Annotated in this window: 11 protein-coding genes; 10 read left to right on the top strand and 1 reads right to left on the bottom strand. The window is 37.2% G+C overall.

Annotated elements, in window-relative coordinates:
- Positions 1–37: 37 nt before the first annotated feature.
- The 3 genes from J2X31_RS16800 to J2X31_RS16790 are packed head-to-tail and all read left to right on the top strand — an operon-like array spanning position 38 to position 4,650.
- Positions 38–1,567, top strand: coding sequence for an MFS transporter (locus J2X31_RS16800; RefSeq protein ID WP_310028441.1), 1,530 nt, complete (start codon positions 38–40; stop codon positions 1,565–1,567).
- A 3-nt stretch (positions 1,568–1,570) separates the two neighbouring features.
- Positions 1,571–3,031 carry a tagaturonate reductase gene (locus J2X31_RS16795; RefSeq protein WP_310028440.1) on the top strand — a complete coding sequence of 487 codons (1,461 nt, stop codon included), beginning with the start codon at positions 1,571–1,573 and terminating at the stop codon, positions 3,029–3,031.
- Positions 3,032–3,042: 11 nt separating this feature from the next.
- A complete protein-coding gene (locus J2X31_RS16790) occupies positions 3,043–4,650 on the top strand; it encodes a UxaA family hydrolase (RefSeq protein ID WP_310028438.1) in 1,608 nt (535 codons plus the stop codon).
- Positions 4,651–4,688: 38 nt separating this feature from the next.
- Here the strand turns inward: J2X31_RS16790 and J2X31_RS16785 are convergent, their stop codons facing one another.
- Positions 4,689–5,714, bottom strand: a complete 1,026-nt coding sequence (locus J2X31_RS16785) for a LacI family DNA-binding transcriptional regulator (RefSeq protein ID WP_310028435.1) — start codon at positions 5,712–5,714, stop codon at positions 4,689–4,691.
- Positions 5,715–5,938: 224 nt separating this feature from the next.
- On the opposite strand from J2X31_RS16785, the gene J2X31_RS16780 reads away from it, so the two are divergent.
- The 7 genes from J2X31_RS16780 to J2X31_RS16750 all read left to right on the top strand — a co-directional run bounded on the left by J2X31_RS16780 (position 5,939) and on the right by J2X31_RS16750 (position 19,563).
- Positions 5,939–7,396 (top strand): glycoside hydrolase family 28 protein, encoded by a 1,458-nt coding sequence (locus tag J2X31_RS16780; RefSeq protein WP_310028434.1) that lies wholly within the window; start codon positions 5,939–5,941, stop codon positions 7,394–7,396.
- Positions 7,397–7,427: 31 nt separating this feature from the next.
- A complete protein-coding gene (locus tag J2X31_RS16775) occupies positions 7,428–10,652 on the top strand; it encodes a SusC/RagA family TonB-linked outer membrane protein (RefSeq protein ID WP_310028432.1) in 3,225 nt (1,074 codons plus the stop codon).
- Between the two features lie 19 nt (positions 10,653–10,671).
- Positions 10,672–12,468, top strand: coding sequence for a RagB/SusD family nutrient uptake outer membrane protein (locus J2X31_RS16770; protein ID WP_310028429.1), 1,797 nt, complete (start codon positions 10,672–10,674; stop codon positions 12,466–12,468).
- Between the two features lie 162 nt (positions 12,469–12,630).
- A complete protein-coding gene (locus J2X31_RS16765) occupies positions 12,631–14,256 on the top strand; it encodes a glycoside hydrolase family 43 protein (RefSeq protein ID WP_310028426.1) in 1,626 nt (541 codons plus the stop codon).
- A 2-nt stretch (positions 14,257–14,258) separates the two neighbouring features.
- Positions 14,259–15,338, top strand: coding sequence for a pectate lyase (gene pelA / locus J2X31_RS16760; RefSeq protein ID WP_310028424.1), 1,080 nt, complete (start codon positions 14,259–14,261; stop codon positions 15,336–15,338).
- 34 nt (positions 15,339–15,372) lie between these two features.
- On the top strand, positions 15,373–18,612 hold the full coding sequence (locus J2X31_RS16755) for a pectinesterase family protein (RefSeq protein WP_310028422.1): 3,240 nt from the start codon (positions 15,373–15,375) through the stop codon (positions 18,610–18,612).
- Between the two features lie 156 nt (positions 18,613–18,768).
- Positions 18,769–19,563, top strand: a complete 795-nt coding sequence (locus J2X31_RS16750; protein WP_310028420.1) for a T9SS type A sorting domain-containing protein — start codon at positions 18,769–18,771, stop codon at positions 19,561–19,563.
- The last annotated feature ends 288 nt before the right edge of the window (positions 19,564–19,851 follow it).

Below are 19,851 nucleotides of genomic sequence, written 5' to 3'. Positions count from 1 at the left end.
CCAGTTAACAAAAAACAACCAAGAAACCAACCAAATTATGAAGGAACAACCAACCAATAAGGCAACCAATTTCAGGTGGAGCATCTGTGGATTGCTCTTCATTGCCACCACGATAAATTATCTGGACAGGCAAGTGCTTTCGCTTACTTGGAAAGATTACATCCAGCCCGAATTTCATTGGAACAATAACGATTATGGAAATATAACTGCTTTATTTTCAATTTTTTACGCAGTAAGTATGCTTTTCGCAGGAAAATTTGTGGATTGGATGGATACCAAAAAAGGATTTCTTTGGGCCATTTTCATTTGGTCGATTGGAGCTGTTTTACATGCCTTTTGCGGTATTGCAACAGCAGGTTATTTGACCGGAAATTGGTTCATAGGTTTTGCAGAATCAAAGGAAATTATCAGTACTATAAGCGATACTTCCTTGGTAATCAGTACGAGTGTGACGCTTTTCATTTTTGCCAGATTTGTTCTGGCAGTTGGAGAATCTGCAAATTTCCCCGCTTCTATAAAAGCAACTGCCGAATATTTCCCGAAAAAAGACAGGGCATTGTCCACAAGTATTTTCAATGCTGGAGCTACAGTTGGAGCTTTGGCGGCACCGCTTACCATTCCGTTTATTGCAAAAGCAATGGGTTGGGAAATGGCCTTCATCATCATTGGAGGTCTAGGTTTTGTTTGGATGGGACTATGGATTTTCTACTATAAGAAACCTGAAGTGCATCCTAAAGTAAATGCTGAGGAATTGGAATATATCCAACAAGATATCGAGGATTCCGTAGTAAATGCAGAAACAGGCATTGATACGAAATTCACCTTGAAACAATGCTTTAAATACCGTCAAACGTGGGCTTTTATCTTCGGAAAATTCATGACCGATGGTGTTTGGTGGTTTTATCTGTTTTGGACACCTGCCTACTTGAGTTCGGTTTATGGAATGGACAGTACAGAAAGTGCGATTCCACTTGTTGTTTTATACATGATTACACTTTTAGCGATTATCGGCGGTTGGTTGCCTAGATATTTTGTAGATAAAAAAGGAATGAATCCGTATGCAGGACGAATGAGAGCGATGCTGATTTTTGCCTTTTTTCCGTTGCTGGCTTTGTTGGCACAACCTGGAGGCGAAATTAGCTATTGGATTCCTATTTTGATCATTGGAGTTGCTGGAGCGGCACATCAGGCTTGGTCGGCTAATATTTTCTCGACAGTTGGCGATATGTTCCCAAAAAGAGCCATTGCAACCATCACAGGAATTGGCGGCATGGCAGGTGGAATAGGTTCATTTTTGATCAATAAAAGTTCAGGGGTTTTGTTTGATTATTCCCATAAAACATGGTCAACTGTGGATGGAGTTCCGTTTTTAGAGAAGTTTCCTCAATTTGTGAACGAACGTCTTCCTGAAAATTTCTTTGCAGAACTTGAAAAATCTGGAGCAGTTGTGGTCGATGGAATCAATAAAGGCTATATGATTATTTTTTCTGTATGTGCTGTTGCTTATCTCATCGCTTGGGTAGTAATGAAATCATTGGTTCCAAATTATAAAATCATCAAAAATTAAGAAATGAAAACAGATATAAAACAAAAATTAAACAGAGAAAATTTAGGTAAAGAAGTAAAACTTCCTGTAAAAGTAGTGCAATTTGGTGAAGGGAATTTTTTAAGGGCCTTTGTTGATTATGCCTTTCAAGTTTTAAACAAAAAAGTAGATTTTAATGCTGGAATTGCCGTTGTGCAACCGCTTGAAAACGGATTGGTTCACATGTTGAACGACCAAGATGGATTATATACCTTATTTTTAAACGGTATAAAAAAAGGAGAGCAAATTCAAGAGATTGAAGTCATTAAAAACATCGTAAAAGGAATCAACCCTTATACTGAATTTGATCAGTTTTTGGCTTTGGCCAAAGAAGAAGAGCTGGAATTTATAATTTCTAACACGACCGAAGCCGGAATTGAATTCATCGATTCGGATACGATGGATATGACGCCACCAAAGGCTTTTCCAGCAAGATTGGCGGTTTTATTATACGAACGTTTCCGTTATTTTAATGGAGATAATGCTAAAGGTTTGACCATAATTCCATGTGAATTAATCAACCATAATGCCGATACTTTAAAAGCAATTTTGTTGCAATATGCCAATCTTTGGAATTTGGAAGAAGGTTTCAAAAATTGGTTGGAAAACGCCTGTACGTTTCATAACACGTTGGTGGACAGAATCGTTCCGGGTTATCCGAGAAATGAAATTGAGGAATACAACAGCAAAATCGATTATGAAGACAATCTGATTGTGACGGCCGAACCATTTTTCCTTTGGGTAATTGAAGGTGATGATAAATTGAAAGCAAAATTGCCTTTTGATAAGACCAATTTAGATGTAAAAATCGTTTCGGATATGCAACCGTATCGTACTAGAAAAGTGCGAATTTTAAATGGAGCTCACACGGCTTTGGTACCGTTTTCAATTTTATATGGAAATGAAACCGTGAAGCAAAGTGTTGACAATGAATTTACTGGAGATTTTGTAAACAAGGTAATTTTTGATGAAATCAATCCGACTTTGGATATGGATGAATCTGAATTACAGCAATTTGCCGAAGAAGTTTTAGACCGTTTTAGAAATCCGTTTATAAAACACCAGCTGTCGGACATTGCTTTGAATTCGATTTCCAAGTTCAAAGTTCGTGTCTTGCCAAGTTTGTTGAAATATGTAGAATTGAATCAAAAACTTCCGGTTTATTTGACATTTTCTTTGGCTTGTACGATTCGTTTTTATCAAGGCGAATGGAACGGAAAAGCATTGCCAATAAAAGACAACCAAGAAATTGTAGATGCTTTCAAAGAAGCTTGGAGTTCAAATGATGCTGAAAAAGTAACGAAGGAAATTTTAGCCAATACCGAATTTTGGGACCAAGATTTAAATCAGGTAAAAGGCTTGACTGAAGCCGTAATTCTTGGCTTGAATGAAATTGAAGCAAATGGAATTGAAAAAGGTTTCGAGAATTTTAAAAGACAATTTTAATAAAATTGATTATGAAAAAATTAATTAAAGTAAATCCAGCCGATAATGTGATTGTCGCTTTGACCGATTTGGTGCAAGGCGATAGAGTGGAATTCGAAGGGAATACAGTGATTCTTGCCACAGATGTCAAGGCAAAACATAAAATTTCAGAACATGATTTGAACATTGGCGACAGCATTTTTATGTATGGCGTTTTGGTTGGAAAAGCGACTCAATTCATCCAAAAAGGCGAAGTTTTGACGACTTTAAACGTAAGACATCAAAGCGAAAAAGTAACGCATAAAACAGGAACTTTACCTTGGACAGCTCCGAATATTTCCAAATGGGAAGATAAAACTTTTATGGGCTATCATAGGGAAGACGGACAAGTTGGAACGGCGAATGTTTGGCTGTTTTTTCCACTGGTTTTTTGTGAAAACAAAAACATTGAAAAGCTGAAAGAAGTTTTTGAGAACGAATTGCTTCCAAAAAAACAAGACGATTATCAAATGCTTTTGAGATCGTTGATGGGAAATGACGAAGTTGAAGCTCCAAAACCAACAGACGGAAGACCAGAATTAAACAATATTGAAGTAAAATTCATTACACACGCTGGCGGTTGTGGTGGCATTCGTCAAGATTCAGAAGTGTTGGCAAAGCTTTTGGCCGGATATGTAAACAATCCGAATGTGGCGGGAGCTACGGTTTTGAGTTTGGGTTGCCAGAATCTGCAGATTGATATTTTCAAAAAGGTTTTGAAAGATATAAATCCGAATTTCAACAAGGAGATTCTGATTTATGAACAACAGCAAATGGGAACGGTCGATCACATGCTACGTACGATCATCAAAGATTCATACAGTGCGATTTTAAAGGCAAATGCCATCGAAAGAAAACCGGCTCCATTGTCGAAATTGGTTGTTGGTTTGGAATGTGGTGGTTCTGATGGTTTTTCAGGAATTTCTGCAAATCCAGCACTTGGCGTGGTTTCAGACATTATGGTGGCTTTGGGCGGAAAGACAATTTTAGCCGAATTTCCTGAACTTTGCGGAGTAGAGCAGGAGTTGATGAACCGTTGTGTCGATGAAGAAAAAGCGAACAAATTTCTTTCGTTGATGAAGGCTTTTGAAAAATCGGTTGTGGATGCAGGTTCAGGATTTGATATGAATCCTTCGCCAGGAAATATTAAGGACGGATTGATAACTGATGCTATGAAATCGGCTGGAGCTTCCAAAAAAGGCGGTGCGGCACCAATTTCTGATGTTTTGGATTATGCAGAATATGCTTCTAAACCGGGTTTGAATTTGTTGAATACGCCAGGAAATGATGCAGAATGTACCACAGGATTGGTTGGTTCTGGAGCAACCGTGGTTTTGTTCACTACAGGTTTGGGTACTCCGATGGGAAATCCGATCGCACCAGTTGTGAAAATTTCCTCCAACACCCATTTAGCGCAAAAAATGAGCGATATCATTGATGTTGATGCCGGAGATGTCATCAGCGGAACCAAAACTATTGCTGAAGTTGGTGAAAACATCATCGATTACATTATAGAAGTGGCAAGCGGACGAACCACTACAAAAGCCGATTTGCTTCAGCAGGATGATTTTATTCCTTGGAAAAGAGGCGTTTCTTTATAAAAGCAAAAATCCGTTTAGAACTTCTAAACGGATTTTTTTTATTTCTTCACGGCTGTCTTTTTGGTCGATTTCCTAATGATCAATTCGGGTTCCAGTACTACTTTTTTCTCAATTTTCACTTTCTCGGAGTTATTGACTTGTTCCAGAAATACTTTGGCGGTAATTTTTCCCATTTCTAAAGGAAACTGATCTACCGTGCTGATTGATAGTTCCATAAATTTGGTAAAAGGCTCATTACTAAACCCTATTACGGATATATCTTCTGGAATCTTATAGTTTTTTGTTCGCAATTCTTGAATGGCTCCCAAAGCATCCCAATCACTCGAAGAAAAAATTGCATCGGGTGGATTTTTAAGTTTCAGGAGTTTTTTTACTGCTTTTTTTCCATCTTCGACATTACTTCTTGTCTTTACGACATATTCTTCAATGTAATCGATTCCATTATCAGTCAAAGCTTGCTTATAACCAGCAAAACGATCATTGAAAATCTCAATGTTCAAGTCGCCCGAAAAATGTGCAATTTGCTTACAACCATTATCAATTAAATGCTGTGTTGCCTTGTAGCCTCCATCAAAATCATTGATGGTAACCGAGCTGACATTGTTCATCGTTTTCTTTCTGTCAAAGAAAATTAAGGGAACATCTTTTCGAAGAATTCTTTCAAACGAAGCCACGTCCTTACTGGATGTAGAGATGAAAATACCATCGACTTGAGAGTTCAAAAGAGCATCAATATTTGCAATTTCTTTGGCCTCATCTCCATTGGTCTGACAGATGATGACATGATATCCAAACGGGTTCAACTCTTCCTCAATCCCCCTGATTACTGAACCGAAAAAATTACTGTCAATTCTTGGAACAATGACCCCAACATTATTGCTCTTTCCGCTTTTTAGAGCTAAAGCAAGTTTGTTTTGTTCATAGCCCATTTTCTCGGCTGTTTTTAACACTAATTCTTTAGTAGCTTTACTAATATTGGGATTGTCATTTAAAGCTCTGGACACCGTTGCCGCAGTAATGTTTAGAGCGTTAGCAATGTCATAAATGGTAAATTTCTTTTTCATCAAATAGTTTCAAGTTACTATAACTTCATTTATTTTACAAATGTATAGAATTATACCTTAATATTATTGCCTTTTTTTTATCCCAATTTTATCCCAATTTTAGGCTGTTTATGGGATATGAATATTTTTTTTAAGTTTTTTTTAAAGTTTATAAAAAAAAACTTTGTTATTATTAAAGGATTAATTATTTTTGGTAATCGATTACATAAAAATATTTACCCTCAATGCAAAAATATACTACAATTAAATTGAAATTAAAGGCGATACTATTGTTAGGAATTCTTTTTTTAAGTTCTTGTAAAACCAAGAGTAACCACGGTGAAGCCCTGCAAAAACAGGATCCTTGGAAAAACTTAAAACAAATTGAACAGGCTATAAAAGAGCCTTTTTTTAGAACGGCAAACTATAACGTTATAGCTTATGGAGCCGTTTCGGATGGAAAAACGTTTTGCACGGAAAGTTTTAAAAAAGCCATTTTGGCTTGCTCGAAAGACGGTGGCGGAAGAGTTGTGGTTCCAAAAGGGAAATATTTAACAGGAGCTATCCATTTGGAAGACAATGTAAATCTACATTTGGAAGAAGGAGCCGAAATTCTTTTCAGCACGAATCCAGAAGACTATCCGATGGTTCACACTTCTTTCGAAGGAATGGAATTGATGAACTATTCTCCTTTAATATATGCTTTCAATAAAAAAAACATTGCAATAACTGGAAAAGGAATCTTGAACGGTCAGGCGAATCAAACCAATTGGTGGCCTTGGAAAGGAAGTACTTCCGAAGGTCATGATTATGGATACAGGGACGGAATGCCTTCTCAAAAAGACAAATTGAACCTTCCTGTTTTGATGGATATGGCACAGACGGACGTTCCTGTCGAGAAAAGGATTTTTGGCAAAGGACATTATCTACGACCAAATTTTGTGGAGCCTTTCGGTTGCACAAATGTGCTGATTAAAGACGTGAAGATCATCAATGCTCCTTTTTGGATTTTACATCCTATTAAATGTACGAATGTAATTGTCGATGGTGTAAATATCGAAAGCCATGGTCCAAACAACGACGGCTGTGATCCTGAATATTCTAAAAACGTACTCATCAAAAATTGCACTTTCAATACTGGTGATGATTGCATTGCGATAAAGGCGGGTAGAGATAATGAAGGCAGAAAAGTGGCCATCATGAGCGAAAATATCATTGTAAGAGATTGCAAAATGATCGACGGTCACGGAGGTGTAGTTATCGGAAGTGAAATGTCGGCTGGTGTGAAAAATGTTTATGTTGAGAATTGTACGATGGACAGTCCAAATTTGGATAGGGCCATAAGAATCAAAACAAATTCCAGAAGAGGTGGTGTGGTAGATGGAGTTTATGTTCGAAACCTAACCGTTGGAAAAGTGAAGGAAGCGGTTTTGAAAATCAATTTGCACTATGCGATTTATGGCGATCAAACGGGAACTTTTATACCAAAAGTAAAAAATGTGATTCTAGAAAATATCACTGTGAAAGACGGTGGAAAGTTCGCCATTTTAGCCGATGGCATTGAGAGTTCTCCTATTGAGAATGTCACATTCAAAAATGTAAAGATAGACAAGGTGGAAGAAAATTTCTCCTTGAAGCATGTTTCTAACATACAAATAATTGACACTTACATCAACAATAAAAAAATAGATAAAGCAAACTAGATAACCAACCATTTAATTAACCAAACTCATTATGAAATTCAATTTTTTAGTTTTGAATAGATTTAAATTCATTTTAACGCTATTCTTGTTTTTGTCCGTATTGGCAGTGCAAAAAACACAGGCACAAAATACGGTTGCAGTATCGGGAACCATTGTAGATACTTCAGATGGGCTTCCGTTGCCGGGTGTTAATATTGTGGAGAAAGGGACAACCAATGGCGTTTCTAGTGATTTTGACGGAAATTATACCATTAATGTTAGCTCCAGCAATGCTACAATTGTGATCAGCTTCATGGGATATAAGCCTCAGGAAATTCCGTTGCAAGGAAGGACAACCGTACAAGTAAACTTGGCTCAAGACGAACAATCCCTTGAAGAAGTAGTGGTTATTGGTTACGGAACTTCTAGAAAATCGGATCTTACGGGAGCAGTTGGTACGCTTTCAGGAGATGAAATAAAACGACAGCCAATTTCTAGTGTTGCCGAAGCCTTAACAGGACGTATTGCAGGGGTTCGAGTAACTTCATCTGAAGGTTCTCCAGATTCTGAAATCATCATCCGGATTAGAGGTGGCGCTTCGTTGTCGCAAGATGCATCACCATTGTATATAGTTGATGGTTTTCCAGTGAATAATATTAATGATATTTCTCCTTCGGATATAGAAAATATTACCGTTTTGAAAGATGCTTCTTCAACGGCAATCTACGGTTCTAGAGGTGCAAATGGAGTTGTATTGGTTACCACGAAAAGTGGAAAAAATGGTGAAAAAGTAAATGTTTCGTTTGATACTTTCACAGGATTCAAAAAAATTGCCAATACAGTAGATGTTTTAAATCCTGCCGATTATGCCAAGTGGCAATACGAATTTGCGTTACTTAAAGATGACTTGGAATCTTATGAAACATTTTTCGGACCTTACAGCGAAATCGGACAGTATGATAATGTGCAAAACACCAATTGGCAGCGCGAAATTTACGGACGAACAGGAATGGTTCAGAACCATAACCTTGGAATCCGTGGCGGTTCGGAGAAATTCAGCTACAATTTCAACTATGTAAGATATGATGAAGATGCGATCATGTTGGGATCTAGTTTTAAAAGAGACAACCTTTCGTTAAATTTGAAAAACAAAGCCAGTGACAAGATTGATTTATCTTTTACAGTCCGGTACTCGAAAACTAAAATTAATGGTGGTGGTGCAAATGAACAAAGAGAGATTTCTTCGACAGATTCACGTTTGAAGCATGTTATTGGTTATTCGCCAATCGATATTCCAGGTCTGGTTACAGATGATACTGATGAAGCGGTTGCAGGAAATCTTGTAAATCCCTTTGTGGCCGTCGCCGATAATGACAGACTTCAAGAAAGAACCAATTACAACATGTTGGGAGGTTTAAACTGGAAGATTACGGATGATCTTCACTTCCGAAGTGATTTAGGTTTAGATTCTTATCAATATGACGATTCTCGCTTTTATGGACGCTCTACCTATTATGTAGGCAACATCCCAAGTGCAGAAAATCAAGGCTTGCCAGCGTTAATTTTTAGTAAACGTGAAGAATCTCGTTTTAGAAATGCCAATACTCTTAACTATGATTTCAAGAAAATTTTAGGCGAAGACCACAGTATTAAATTGCTTTTAGGAGAAGAGATGATTATTTCAAAAACCAATATGCTGACAAATGTGATTCACGCTTTTCCTAAATTTTTCGATTTTGATACTGCTCTAAATCTTACTTCTCGAGGGACACCACAATCTGTTGATAATTTTAACTTTCCAGATGATAAATTGTTATCATTCTTCGGTAGATTTAATTATGATTATAAGAACCGATATATTTTTACGGCAACTTACCGTGCAGATGGTTCAAGCAAGTTTTTAGGCAACAACAGTTGGGGTTATTTCCCTTCAGCCGCTGCAGCTTGGAAAATTTCCGAGGAGAGTTTCCTTAAAGATGCTACCTGGATTGATCTGGTTAAAATGAGATTGAGTTATGGTAAAGTTGGTAACAATAATATTCCTGATGGTCAAGCTGTTCAGTCTTACCAATCAATTATCAATGGTTGGATAAATGGAGTGCCTAACTACTTAGCACCAATCAATGTAATGCCTAACCCAGATTTGAAATGGGAAACTACCACTACACAAAATATAGGTTTGGATTATGCCTTTTCAAAAGGTCGTTTGAGTGGTTCAATTGATTTCTATAAAAACATCACAGACGATTTGTTACTTCGCTTTCCTGTAGCAGGTTCAGGATATGATTTTCAATACAGAAATATGGGTGAAATCCAAAATAAAGGAATTGAAACCAGCATAAACTATGAAGTAATTAGAAAGGAAAATTATGGATTGAGCGTTTCATTTAATATATCATTTAATGAAAATAGAATCAATTCTTTAGGAGTTATGGACAACTTTGAAGCTTCTTCAACTTGGGCTTCTACAGCTATTGGTCCTGATTTTGCGGTATACCAAGGTCAACCAATAGGTATGATGTTCGGTTACCAAAATGCTGGTCGTTATGAAGTTTCAGATTTTGATTTTGCAGATGGAGTTTATACACTAAAAGAAGGCGTGGCGGATGCATCATCAGTTGTAGGTATGGTTGTTCCTGGATCTATGAAACTTATAGATCGTAATGGAGATGGTGTTGTAGATGGAGATGATAGAACTATCATCGGTAATTCTAACCCTAAAAACACTGGGGGTCTAACCCTAAATGGAAGAATACACAATTTCGACTTTTCAGCAGCATTCAACTGGAGCTATGGGAACGATGTGTATAACGCAAGTAAAATTGAGCATACAACATCAACAGTATCTTCACCAAACGGTCAATACAGAAACCTTACCACTGTAATGGAAGATGGTGCAAGATGGACAAATATCAATGCGGCAGGAGAATTGGTGACAGATCCTGCAGAATTAACAGCATTGAACGCAAATACAACGATGTGGTCGCCAAACATGCAACGATTTGTGATGAGCGATTGGGCCATCGAAGACGGATCATTCTTACGATTAAACACATTGACTCTTGGATACAGCCTGCCAGAATCAGTCCTAAAACCACTTGGAATCTCAAGATTCAGATTGTATGGAACCATGACAAACGTATTTGTTTGGACCAATTATTCAGGCTTGGATCCAGAAGTTTCAACCAGAAGAGCAACACCTTATACACCAGGGGTAGATTATTCTCCTTACCCAAGAAACAGACAAGTTGTTTTCGGTCTGAACTTAAACTTTTAATAAAAAAATACTTTAAAAAATGAAAAATAAAATAGTAATTTCAGGACTAATCATCTTTGCACTATCGTTGTTTTCTTGCGATGATTTTGCAGAAGATTATTTAGATGTTAAGAGCGAATCAACCCTAGACGAATCTGTGATTTTCTCTACACCGGATTTGGCCGAAAGTGCTGTAAACGGTATCAAGATTCCATTTGGCGAAACGAATTCCTACAGAGGCCGTTTCCTTCCTTGGTATGGTTTCAATACCGATACAGAATGGTATAACGCATCAGAAAGTACGTCAAGCGACAAGCCCGATTTAGCGGTTTATGATGCCAAACCAACTAACAGCGAAATGAATTCAACCAATAACGCTTGGGCAATGATGTTTTCTGGTATCGAACGTGCAAACCTTTGTATCAGAGGATTAAGAACATACGGCAACCCTGTTCCAGATTCTCAATTAGGGTATCTTCTTGGCGAAGCACTAACCTTGAGGGCCATTTATTATGCAGATTTGGTAAAAGCCTGGGGTGATGTTCCTGCCCGATTTGAACCAATTACATCCGAAACAATCTACATCCCAAAATCAAGCAGGGATACAATTTACAAAAGACTTATAAAAGATTTAGAAGAAGCTGCGACTTTAGTTCCATGGCCAAATGAAACTCCAGCAACTTCAAGTGTCGAAAGAATCAACAAGGCTTTTGTTAAGGGTTTCAGAGCACGTCTTGCCCTTGTAGCAAGTGGCTATCAGCAATATCCTGATGGTGTGAGAAGAAGCAACGATCCTGAACTTTCAGTAAATGCAATGTACACAATCGCATTAAACGAATGCAAGGATGTAATCGAGAGCGGAAAAGCTCATCTTGAGCCTTCATTTGAGACTTTTTGGAAAAAATACAACCAAGAGGTAATTAATGCTGGAGGAGAATCACTTTGGGAAATTCCTTTTGCGGCAGGTAGGGGAAGGATGCTGTTTACCTTTGCTGTAAACCACGCAAGTAACGACCAGTACCACAATAATGGAAGCAATAGAGGAGGTGTGGCAGGACCTTTGCCAACTGTTTTCTATGATTATGATAAATCAGATACCAGAAGAGATGTAACCTGTGTGCCTTACCGATACGGAAATCCAGTAAATGGTTTTGCGAAACAACAATTGGGTGCATTAAACAGATGGTATTTTGGAAAATACCGCTACGAATGGATGACCCGATTTGTAACTTCTACAAATGATGACGGTATCAATAAAATCTACATGCGTTATGCCGAAGTTTTGTTGATGGCGGCCGAAGCAGCAAATGAACTAGAAGGTCCGGCAGCGGCAGCTGTTTATTTGAAAGAATTGAGGATGAGGGCCTTCAAACCAGAAGACCATCTTCAAAAAGTAGATAATTATGTGAATGCCTTGACCAGTAAAATTGCTATGTTTAATGCTATTGTCGATGAACATAAATTTGAATTTACAGGTGAAATGGAACGTAAGCAAGCCTTAATCAGATGGAACCTTTTGGGAACCAATTTGGATCTTGCCAAGGAAAAAATGTTCAATTTAAAAGCCCGTTCTGGCGAATATGAAGATGTTCCAACTTCTTTGTATTTTAAATATGCTTCAAATAACGAATCATTAATCATCTACGGATTGAATAGGGGAGAACATAATAGTCCAGGTGCCGATTATACATCTTATGATTGGACAACACTTTCGGATTCTAAAATAAATTCAATCTACAGGGTTGGTGTAAATCCAGATAATAGACAGTTTTGGCCAATTTGGCAAGTGTTTTTAGATGGAAGTAACGGAACATTGGTTAACGATTATAATTATTAATTCAGTGTAGTATAGTTTGTATTAGTTAGTTGGGTTTGTTAGGGATTAATTGTCGTTCGACAATCAAAGAATTGGTAAGTAAGATTTTAAGATCGCTTCAACAATTAATCCCTGACAAACCTTTTTTTATTTCTTTTTATAGCATTCAGAACAGTGATAGTCATGAAAAACATCCCTTTTTATCTAATTTTTGTATTGATGTCTTCCTTTGTTTTTGCACAGGGAAGTAGCAATGGAAATAAATGGATGCGAAATCCAGATAATGGAGATGGAACCTACACCAACCCAATCATCAACAGCGATTATTCTGATCCTGATGCAATTCGAGTTGGAAATAAATTCTACATGACTGCTTCTTCTTTCAATTGCATTCCCGGTTTGCCCATTTTAGAATCGGACGATTTGGTAAATTGGAAACTGATTGGATATGCCCTGAACAAGCAAAAACCCGAAGCAACTTACGATCTTGCTCAACACGGAAACGGCGTTTGGGCTCCCTGCATCCGGTTCCATAAAAATGAATTTTACATCTATTTTCCCGATCCCGATTTTGGAATTTACATGACAAAAGCTCAAAAACCCGAAGGACCTTGGTCGGAACCAATTATGGTGAAATCAGGTAAAGGTCTAATAGATCCGACACCGCTTTGGGATGATGACGGGAAGGTTTATTTGGTGTATGCTTTTGCAGGAAGTCGTGCTGGAATTAAAAGCATATTGACAATTTGCACCATGAATGAAGATGGAACATCCGCCAACAACGACGATGTTTTGTTGATTGACGGTCATGAGGAAGAACCAACAATCGAAGGTCCGAAAATCTACAAGAGAAACGGATTTTACTACATTTTTGCACCAGCTGGCGGAGTTGCCACAGGTTGGCAAACTGTCATGAGGTCTAAAAATATTTATGGTCCTTATGAAAAGAAAAAAGCATTGGATCAAGGAAAAACTTCCATAAACGGTCCACATCAAGGAGCTTGGGTTCAAACACAAAATGGCGAAGATTGGTTCATCCATTTTCAGGACAAAGGCATTTTTGGAAGAGTGGTGCATTTGCAACCGATGAAATGGGAAAACGATTGGCCTTTTATGGGAAAGGATACTAATGGTGACGGGATTGGAGAACCTGTAATAAAATTTAAAAAACCGAATGTAGGTAAATCTTTTCCAATGGTTTCGCCACCCGATTCAGATGAATTTAATGAGCCAAAATTGGGGCTTCAATGGCAATGGCATGCGAATCCGAAAGTGAACTGGGGCTTTCCGAGTACACTTGGATTTTATACTCTCAATTGTATTCCGAAACCAAAAGAGGCTGTGAACTTATTTGATGTTCCGAATTTACTATTGCAAAAATTCCCCGACGATAATTTTACCGCTACTACGAAATTCCAATTCAATTCCTATTCTGATGGGGATGAAGCCGGATTCGTCATCATGGGGTTGGATTATAATTATCTGAAACTAAAAAAAACAAACGGAAAAGTTTTTCTTTCTCAAATGATTTGTAAAAACGCCAATAAAAAAGAGTTGGAAAAGGAAATGGAACGTGTGGAACTGAAAGCCAACGTGATTTTCATTCAGGTCAAAGTAACCGAAAATGGAAATTGCACTTTTGCTTTCAGCGAAGACGGAAAAATTTTCAAATACATCGGAATACCTTTTACAGCGAAAGAAGGAAAATGGATTGGAGCAAAATTAGGCTTTGTAGCATTAAGGGAAGGCTTTATCAATGATGCTGGAAACCTAAAAATAGATTGGATTCGATTTAATAAAATACAATAAAAATGAAAAAAATAACGACTTTTTTGATTCTTATTTTGATTGCAATTTCTTTTGCTTCATCTGCCCAAGACAAGAAAATGACTTGGAAAAAAATTACAGAAAGTGAAGATGAAAGCTGGTTTGCAACCGATGAGGCTAAAAATTATGCAGAAAATGTGCTTTTGTATCAGCGAGAAATTGGCGGATGGCCAAAAAATATTGAAATGCAGGAGAAAATAACGGCATCAGAAAGACAAAATCTCATCAAATTAAAATCGGATCCCAAAGGATGTACCATCGATAATGGAGCAACTTGTCAGGAAATGCTTTTTCTGTCTAAAATATATAAGGCAAGTCCTGATGAAAAATACAAGATTGGTTTTCTGAAAGGGTTGATGTATTTGATAACGGCACAATACCAAAATGGGGGTTGGCCTCAATATTATCCGTTGAAGGAAGGGTATTATACTCATATTACCTACAACGACAATGCAATGGTGAATGTCCTGAAAATTCTCAACGAGGTAAAAAACAAATCAGACTACTATTCAATTCCTGTTTCGGACGAAATCATCAAGATTGCTGAAACTTCTTTCAATAAAGGAATCGATTGCATTATTAAAACACAATACAAACAAAACGGAAAACTCACAGGTTGGTGTGCTCAACATGACAAGGAAACATTACAACCGGCAAAAGCTCGGGCTTATGAATTACCTTCTTTAAGTGGAAAAGAATCTTCAAAAATTGTATTGCTTTTGATGTCGATCGAAAAACCATCCAAAGAAATAATTGATGCGGTTGAAGGAGCTGTGGCTTGGTTCGAAGCTACTAAAATTACAGGAATTAAGATAGAATCTGTAGCAACTGGAAAAGGAGATAAAAAAGACAGAGTGGTTGTTGAAAGCCCGGATGCAGAGCCTTTGTGGGCGAGATTTATGGAACTGAAAGACAACAAACCATTTTTTTGCGATAGGGATGGAGTGAAAAAATATGCCTTGTTTGAAATTGGTTACGAACGTAGAAACGGTTATGCCTGGTACACCAACGAGCCGAAAGAAGTCTTGAAGAAATACATCAAATGGAAAAAATCTTTAGAATAATCAGGAGTTATTAAATTTTTAAAAACACATTATTATGCAAAAAATTACTCAATTGCTCGTTTTGTTTTTTATCGTGACAGGATTTTCAGTACAATCGCAAGTCACTGATGTTTGGGATTTTGGGGCAACCCAACTGGACAACACTTTATTCAATAATCAATTGAATGAAACCGTTATTAATTCTTGGTATGATAGTGCCATAACTCCAGGAAGTGCCGGTACAACCAATACATTTCCAATAGGTTTTACGGCTGGAGTATTGTCGTGGACAGGTGGTGCAAGTGACCGATTGAGGACAACTAATACAGCATTGACACGATATGACAACAATATTGCCAGTGTTGCTACACATAACGGAAGGGTATATTGCAATGCTTTTGCTCCACTTTCAAACGGAATGCCAACTTCCCGCTACTTTACTTTGGCTTTGGAAGAAGATGATGAAGTTAAAATAATTGCCAGAGGAGATACAGCAGGATCGTTGAGTTTTGTTTTCCAATCAAATCCGGAACTTCAAAGTGATAGTTTTCCAATAACGGCAACTTCTGGAAGTGTGACTGAAGCTAGTTTCGTGGCAAAAAACGCTGGAAACTATATTTTTTATGATGCTTCCGCCAAGGCCAGTATTTATAGGGTTTATAGGAAAGATGCCGTTTATACTTCAATAACCGGAAATGTTGATGTTCCGCAAGCAGGCGGAATTCCTGATGGTTATTCGGTTATTTTTACAAATGAAGCAGGAAAATCTTGGACTGCAGAAATCAATTCGGGTGTATATACTGTTTCGGTTCCGGTTGGATATGCTTATAATTTAAGTTTGACAGATGCAAGTGGATACATCATCACAACTGGAGATGCATTCAACACAACTGGAGTTACAACGCCTTCGGTTACTCATAATATTGCAATTACAGGTGTCAATTTAGTTACGGTTTCGGGAAGTATCAGTGGTTTGGGAACTGCAATTTCAAATATTGGTTTGATGTTCACTCCAGATCCAGAAAGTAATTCGGTTTATACTCCATCTCCAGCTATTGATTTTGAAAATGCAACCTATACGGTTCAATTAGAGCCGAATATAGAATATACCCTAACTGCTCAAAATGTAAATGATTTCGAGGTAATTGCAAATACTTTAACGGTCACCAATCAAAATACTACCTTCGAAATTGCCTTTACCACAAAACCGGTTTATCCTGTAACAATAACAACAACAGGCCTCACAGAAAATCAATTGAGCGACTTGCAATTAACTTTTACAAATCTAAACGAAAGTGGCTACAGCTATACATTCGAGGATATGAATTCGATTGCATTACGCAACGGAACTTACGGAATTTCCTTCAGCGGATTGGACAATCATGCTGTTGAGTTGGGATTGACCTCAAATTCAAATGTAAATGGTTCGGCTGTTTCAAAAATAATTAGCTTCATTCCAGTAACAGTTTGGTCGTTTAATGATAAAGCAATCAGTTCAACCACAACGGCTTATTACAAAGGAATGATTTTAACAGGTCAGGTTTCAACAGTAACAAGTTCAGGACATTTGACTGCAAAAACCGAAGCTACAATACAAGTTCCGATACTTCCAAATCATAAAGTTGTAGTATCCTATTACTATTCTGCGAATTTTTCGATAGAAGGAGGAACGCCAATAACTACGGCATCCAACAGCACTTCAATCGTAGAAAATATTGAATATGCTTATACTGGATTTGTACCCGGAAACGTAACAATTACTGTAGGGGGTCCATCCAATCTGACCAGTTATTTTACAGAAATAAAAACCGTTCCAAATGTGGCATACAGCGAAATAATTACCGTTGGGGTTGATAAGCAATATCAAACCATCAACGAGGCACTTTTGGCAATTTCAAACATGACAAGAACCAGTTCCGATAGGGTAACGGTTATGATCGATTCAGGAAATTACGAAGAAATGCTGGTCATCACTCAACCTAATATAACCTTGAAGAATGCATCTGCAAATCCAAATATTGACTTGATAAACAGCGGTGTATCTATAACCGATGGAGCTGTAAGAGTGACATCCTATTATGGTCACGGCTACAACTATTACAGTATGGCATCCAACCAAAAATGGAACCAGGAAACCTTGAGTGTGAATCTTGAAAACGGAAATTTCTCCTATCAAAATGCTGGAGCTGGAACAACGAACGGATCATTTTGGAATGCCACAGTTGTAGTAAATGCGAATGGTTTTGAAGCTGACGATATCATTTTTGAAAACTCATTCAACCAATATATTTCAACAAAAGAATCGCAGGATGTTGTCGTGGCTTGGTCTTCCGGAAGTCCTGGAGCAAGGCCTACAAATAGCGGAAACACAGAGGTCCAAAACAAGATATTTGTAGAAAGGGCTTCGGCTTTGGCTGTAAACAATAACGTTCAAAAAGTTGTTCTGAATAAATGCAGAATTGTAGGACGTCAAGATACCTTTTTTGGAGGAACTGGAGCTAGAGTTGCCGTTTATAAAGGAAATATCATGGGAGCTGTCGATTATATTTTTGGAGGGATGAATGCCGTTTTTTATAAGACCGAATTAAGCATGAACACAAGCGATCAATCCAATGACGTTTCGTATATAACAGCTCCACAACAAGCATCGGGGAGGGGGTATTTGATGTACGAATGCACGGTTACAACAGCCGAACCTTTGGTAGAAACGGCTTCGGCATACCGTTCAAAACCAGGATATTTTGGTCGTCCTTGGTTGGCTACCACCAGTGAAGTTGTTTTTTATAATACTACAATTGAAACTTCAAATTTCCCGGGTTATGATGGAAATTCATTGATTTTACCTTTGGGCTGGCAAAATACTTTGGGAGGAACCTCAAGCGGAATGTATGAATACGGAACAATCGAAAACTCCGGAATTGATAATTCAGCGGTTCGTGCCAATTGGGCAACAAGTTTGACAAATCCTGTTTTAAATGATGGGACATCGATTACACCATTTAATTTCACGAAAGGAACAGACGATTGGGATCCGTTTCCTGAACTGATCAATAATGATTTGGGAGTTGATGTATATAATCCAGTATCGGAAGTGAACGTTTTTGCGGTTGAAAATTCAATTTATATCCGAAATGTCTTGTGTAAAACTCAAATCAACGTATATGCAATTAATGGAGCTTTAATAAAATCAATCGAAACTGTAAACGATACCAACATTGATATTGCTGATGGAATTTGGATTGTAACAGTTCAATCTGCCGATGGAAACAAGGCTGTAAAAGTGATAACACACTAGTAAATCCCTAAAATATAGCAATCACATTATTTTTTATACCTAAAAATCAACTTTTAATAAAAATTAACTACTATTTTTTTGCATATTCAAATTATATAATTACTTTTATGTAATCGATTGTATAACTTTTTAAATCAATAATTTAATCTATTTATTATGAAAAAAACACTACTTATTTTAATTTTTGCGACATTCTTATCAGTGTCCAATGCTAATGCTCAAACGGTTTGGGATTTTGGAAATAGTTCTGAATGGCCTGAATCACCAGGATATGCTGAAAATACAGTTGTAAATAACTTGGGATTTTTTGCCAATACCGGTACAAGTACAAATTATGTTGGTGCAATAGAGGCAAACAACAGTGGTTTGTTTTCAGATGATTATTCAGGAACTAAAAGACTTAAGCTGAACGGTGCAAGCTATGAAAGCGGTACAACAGATTTTTCAATGCCTACAAAACGGTACTTGTTTTTTGCTGTAACTGGAGCTTGTACTGTAAAAGTATGGTTTCGAACTGGTGGTGGAGGAAATAGAAATCTTTATGTAACCGATGGAACAAGTGTTGTTGGAACTATTGGATCGTCAACTTCTGGTGAAAGACTTATTTTAACGGCAAATTATACTGGTGGAGCAGGAAACTTATATATTGGTGGAAATGAAGCAAGTAATATCATGAAGATTCAAGTAAGTACTAATGTTGGTACCACTACACTTAATACTGATGATTTTCAATTAAAAGCAACAACTAATATTTTTTCAAATGGGAAAAAAGTATTTGTTTCAAATGTACAATCAGAAACTGAAGTAAAAGTTTACAATATTACGGGACAATTGATAAAATCTTTCACAACTACATCAGAGATAGATTTTCCTTTGGATCAAGGAATGTATATCGTAAATGTAAAATCGGGAGAAGGAGCCCAAAAATCTGTCAAAGTTCTCTTGAACTAGACAGGCCTGCTAATAAAATTGATATAGTTGGGTTTTAATATTAGTTTTTTAATACAGCAGTGGTTTTCCATTGCTGTTTTTTTTAATATAATTTTGTGTTCCAAACTTAGAATTATAAATTCAGTAATTTTTCAAATTTTAATAATAATAATCTTTAAATCGCTTTTTATGAATAAGTTATGCTTTATTGTTTTATTTAATTCAAGTTGCTATTTAATTGATTTGTTTAATTGGAGCCCGAAGACAAATAAAGTTAGTTTTATCAGAAATCCTTCCAGTGTAACTGCA

It is taken from the genome of Flavobacterium arsenatis, from assembly GCF_031456785.1.
GTDB classification, from domain to species: domain Bacteria; phylum Bacteroidota; class Bacteroidia; order Flavobacteriales; family Flavobacteriaceae; genus Flavobacterium; species Flavobacterium arsenatis.
This window is presented reverse-complemented; position numbering and strand designations above follow the sequence as displayed.

Bases quoted from the DNA above. Each gene is read 5' to 3' on its own strand.
- J2X31_RS16800 (WP_310028441.1), top strand. From the start codon at position 38: ATGAAGGAACAACCAACCAATAAGGCAACCAATTTCAGGTGGAGCATC.
- J2X31_RS16795 (WP_310028440.1), top strand. From the start codon at position 1,571: ATGAAAACAGATATAAAACAAAAATTAAACAGAGAAAATTTAGGTAAA.
- J2X31_RS16790 (WP_310028438.1), top strand. From the start codon at position 3,043: ATGAAAAAATTAATTAAAGTAAATCCAGCCGATAATGTGATTGTCGCT.
- J2X31_RS16785 (WP_310028435.1), bottom strand. From the start codon at position 5,714: ATGAAAAAGAAATTTACCATTTATGACATTGCTAACGCTCTAAACATT.
- J2X31_RS16780 (WP_310028434.1), top strand. From the start codon at position 5,939: ATGCAAAAATATACTACAATTAAATTGAAATTAAAGGCGATACTATTG.
- J2X31_RS16775 (WP_310028432.1), top strand. From the start codon at position 7,428: ATGAAATTCAATTTTTTAGTTTTGAATAGATTTAAATTCATTTTAACG.
- J2X31_RS16770 (WP_310028429.1), top strand. From the start codon at position 10,672: ATGAAAAATAAAATAGTAATTTCAGGACTAATCATCTTTGCACTATCG.
- J2X31_RS16765 (WP_310028426.1), top strand. From the start codon at position 12,631: ATGAAAAACATCCCTTTTTATCTAATTTTTGTATTGATGTCTTCCTTT.
- pelA (WP_310028424.1), top strand. From the start codon at position 14,259: ATGAAAAAAATAACGACTTTTTTGATTCTTATTTTGATTGCAATTTCT.
- J2X31_RS16755 (WP_310028422.1), top strand. From the start codon at position 15,373: ATGCAAAAAATTACTCAATTGCTCGTTTTGTTTTTTATCGTGACAGGA.
- J2X31_RS16750 (WP_310028420.1), top strand. From the start codon at position 18,769: ATGAAAAAAACACTACTTATTTTAATTTTTGCGACATTCTTATCAGTG.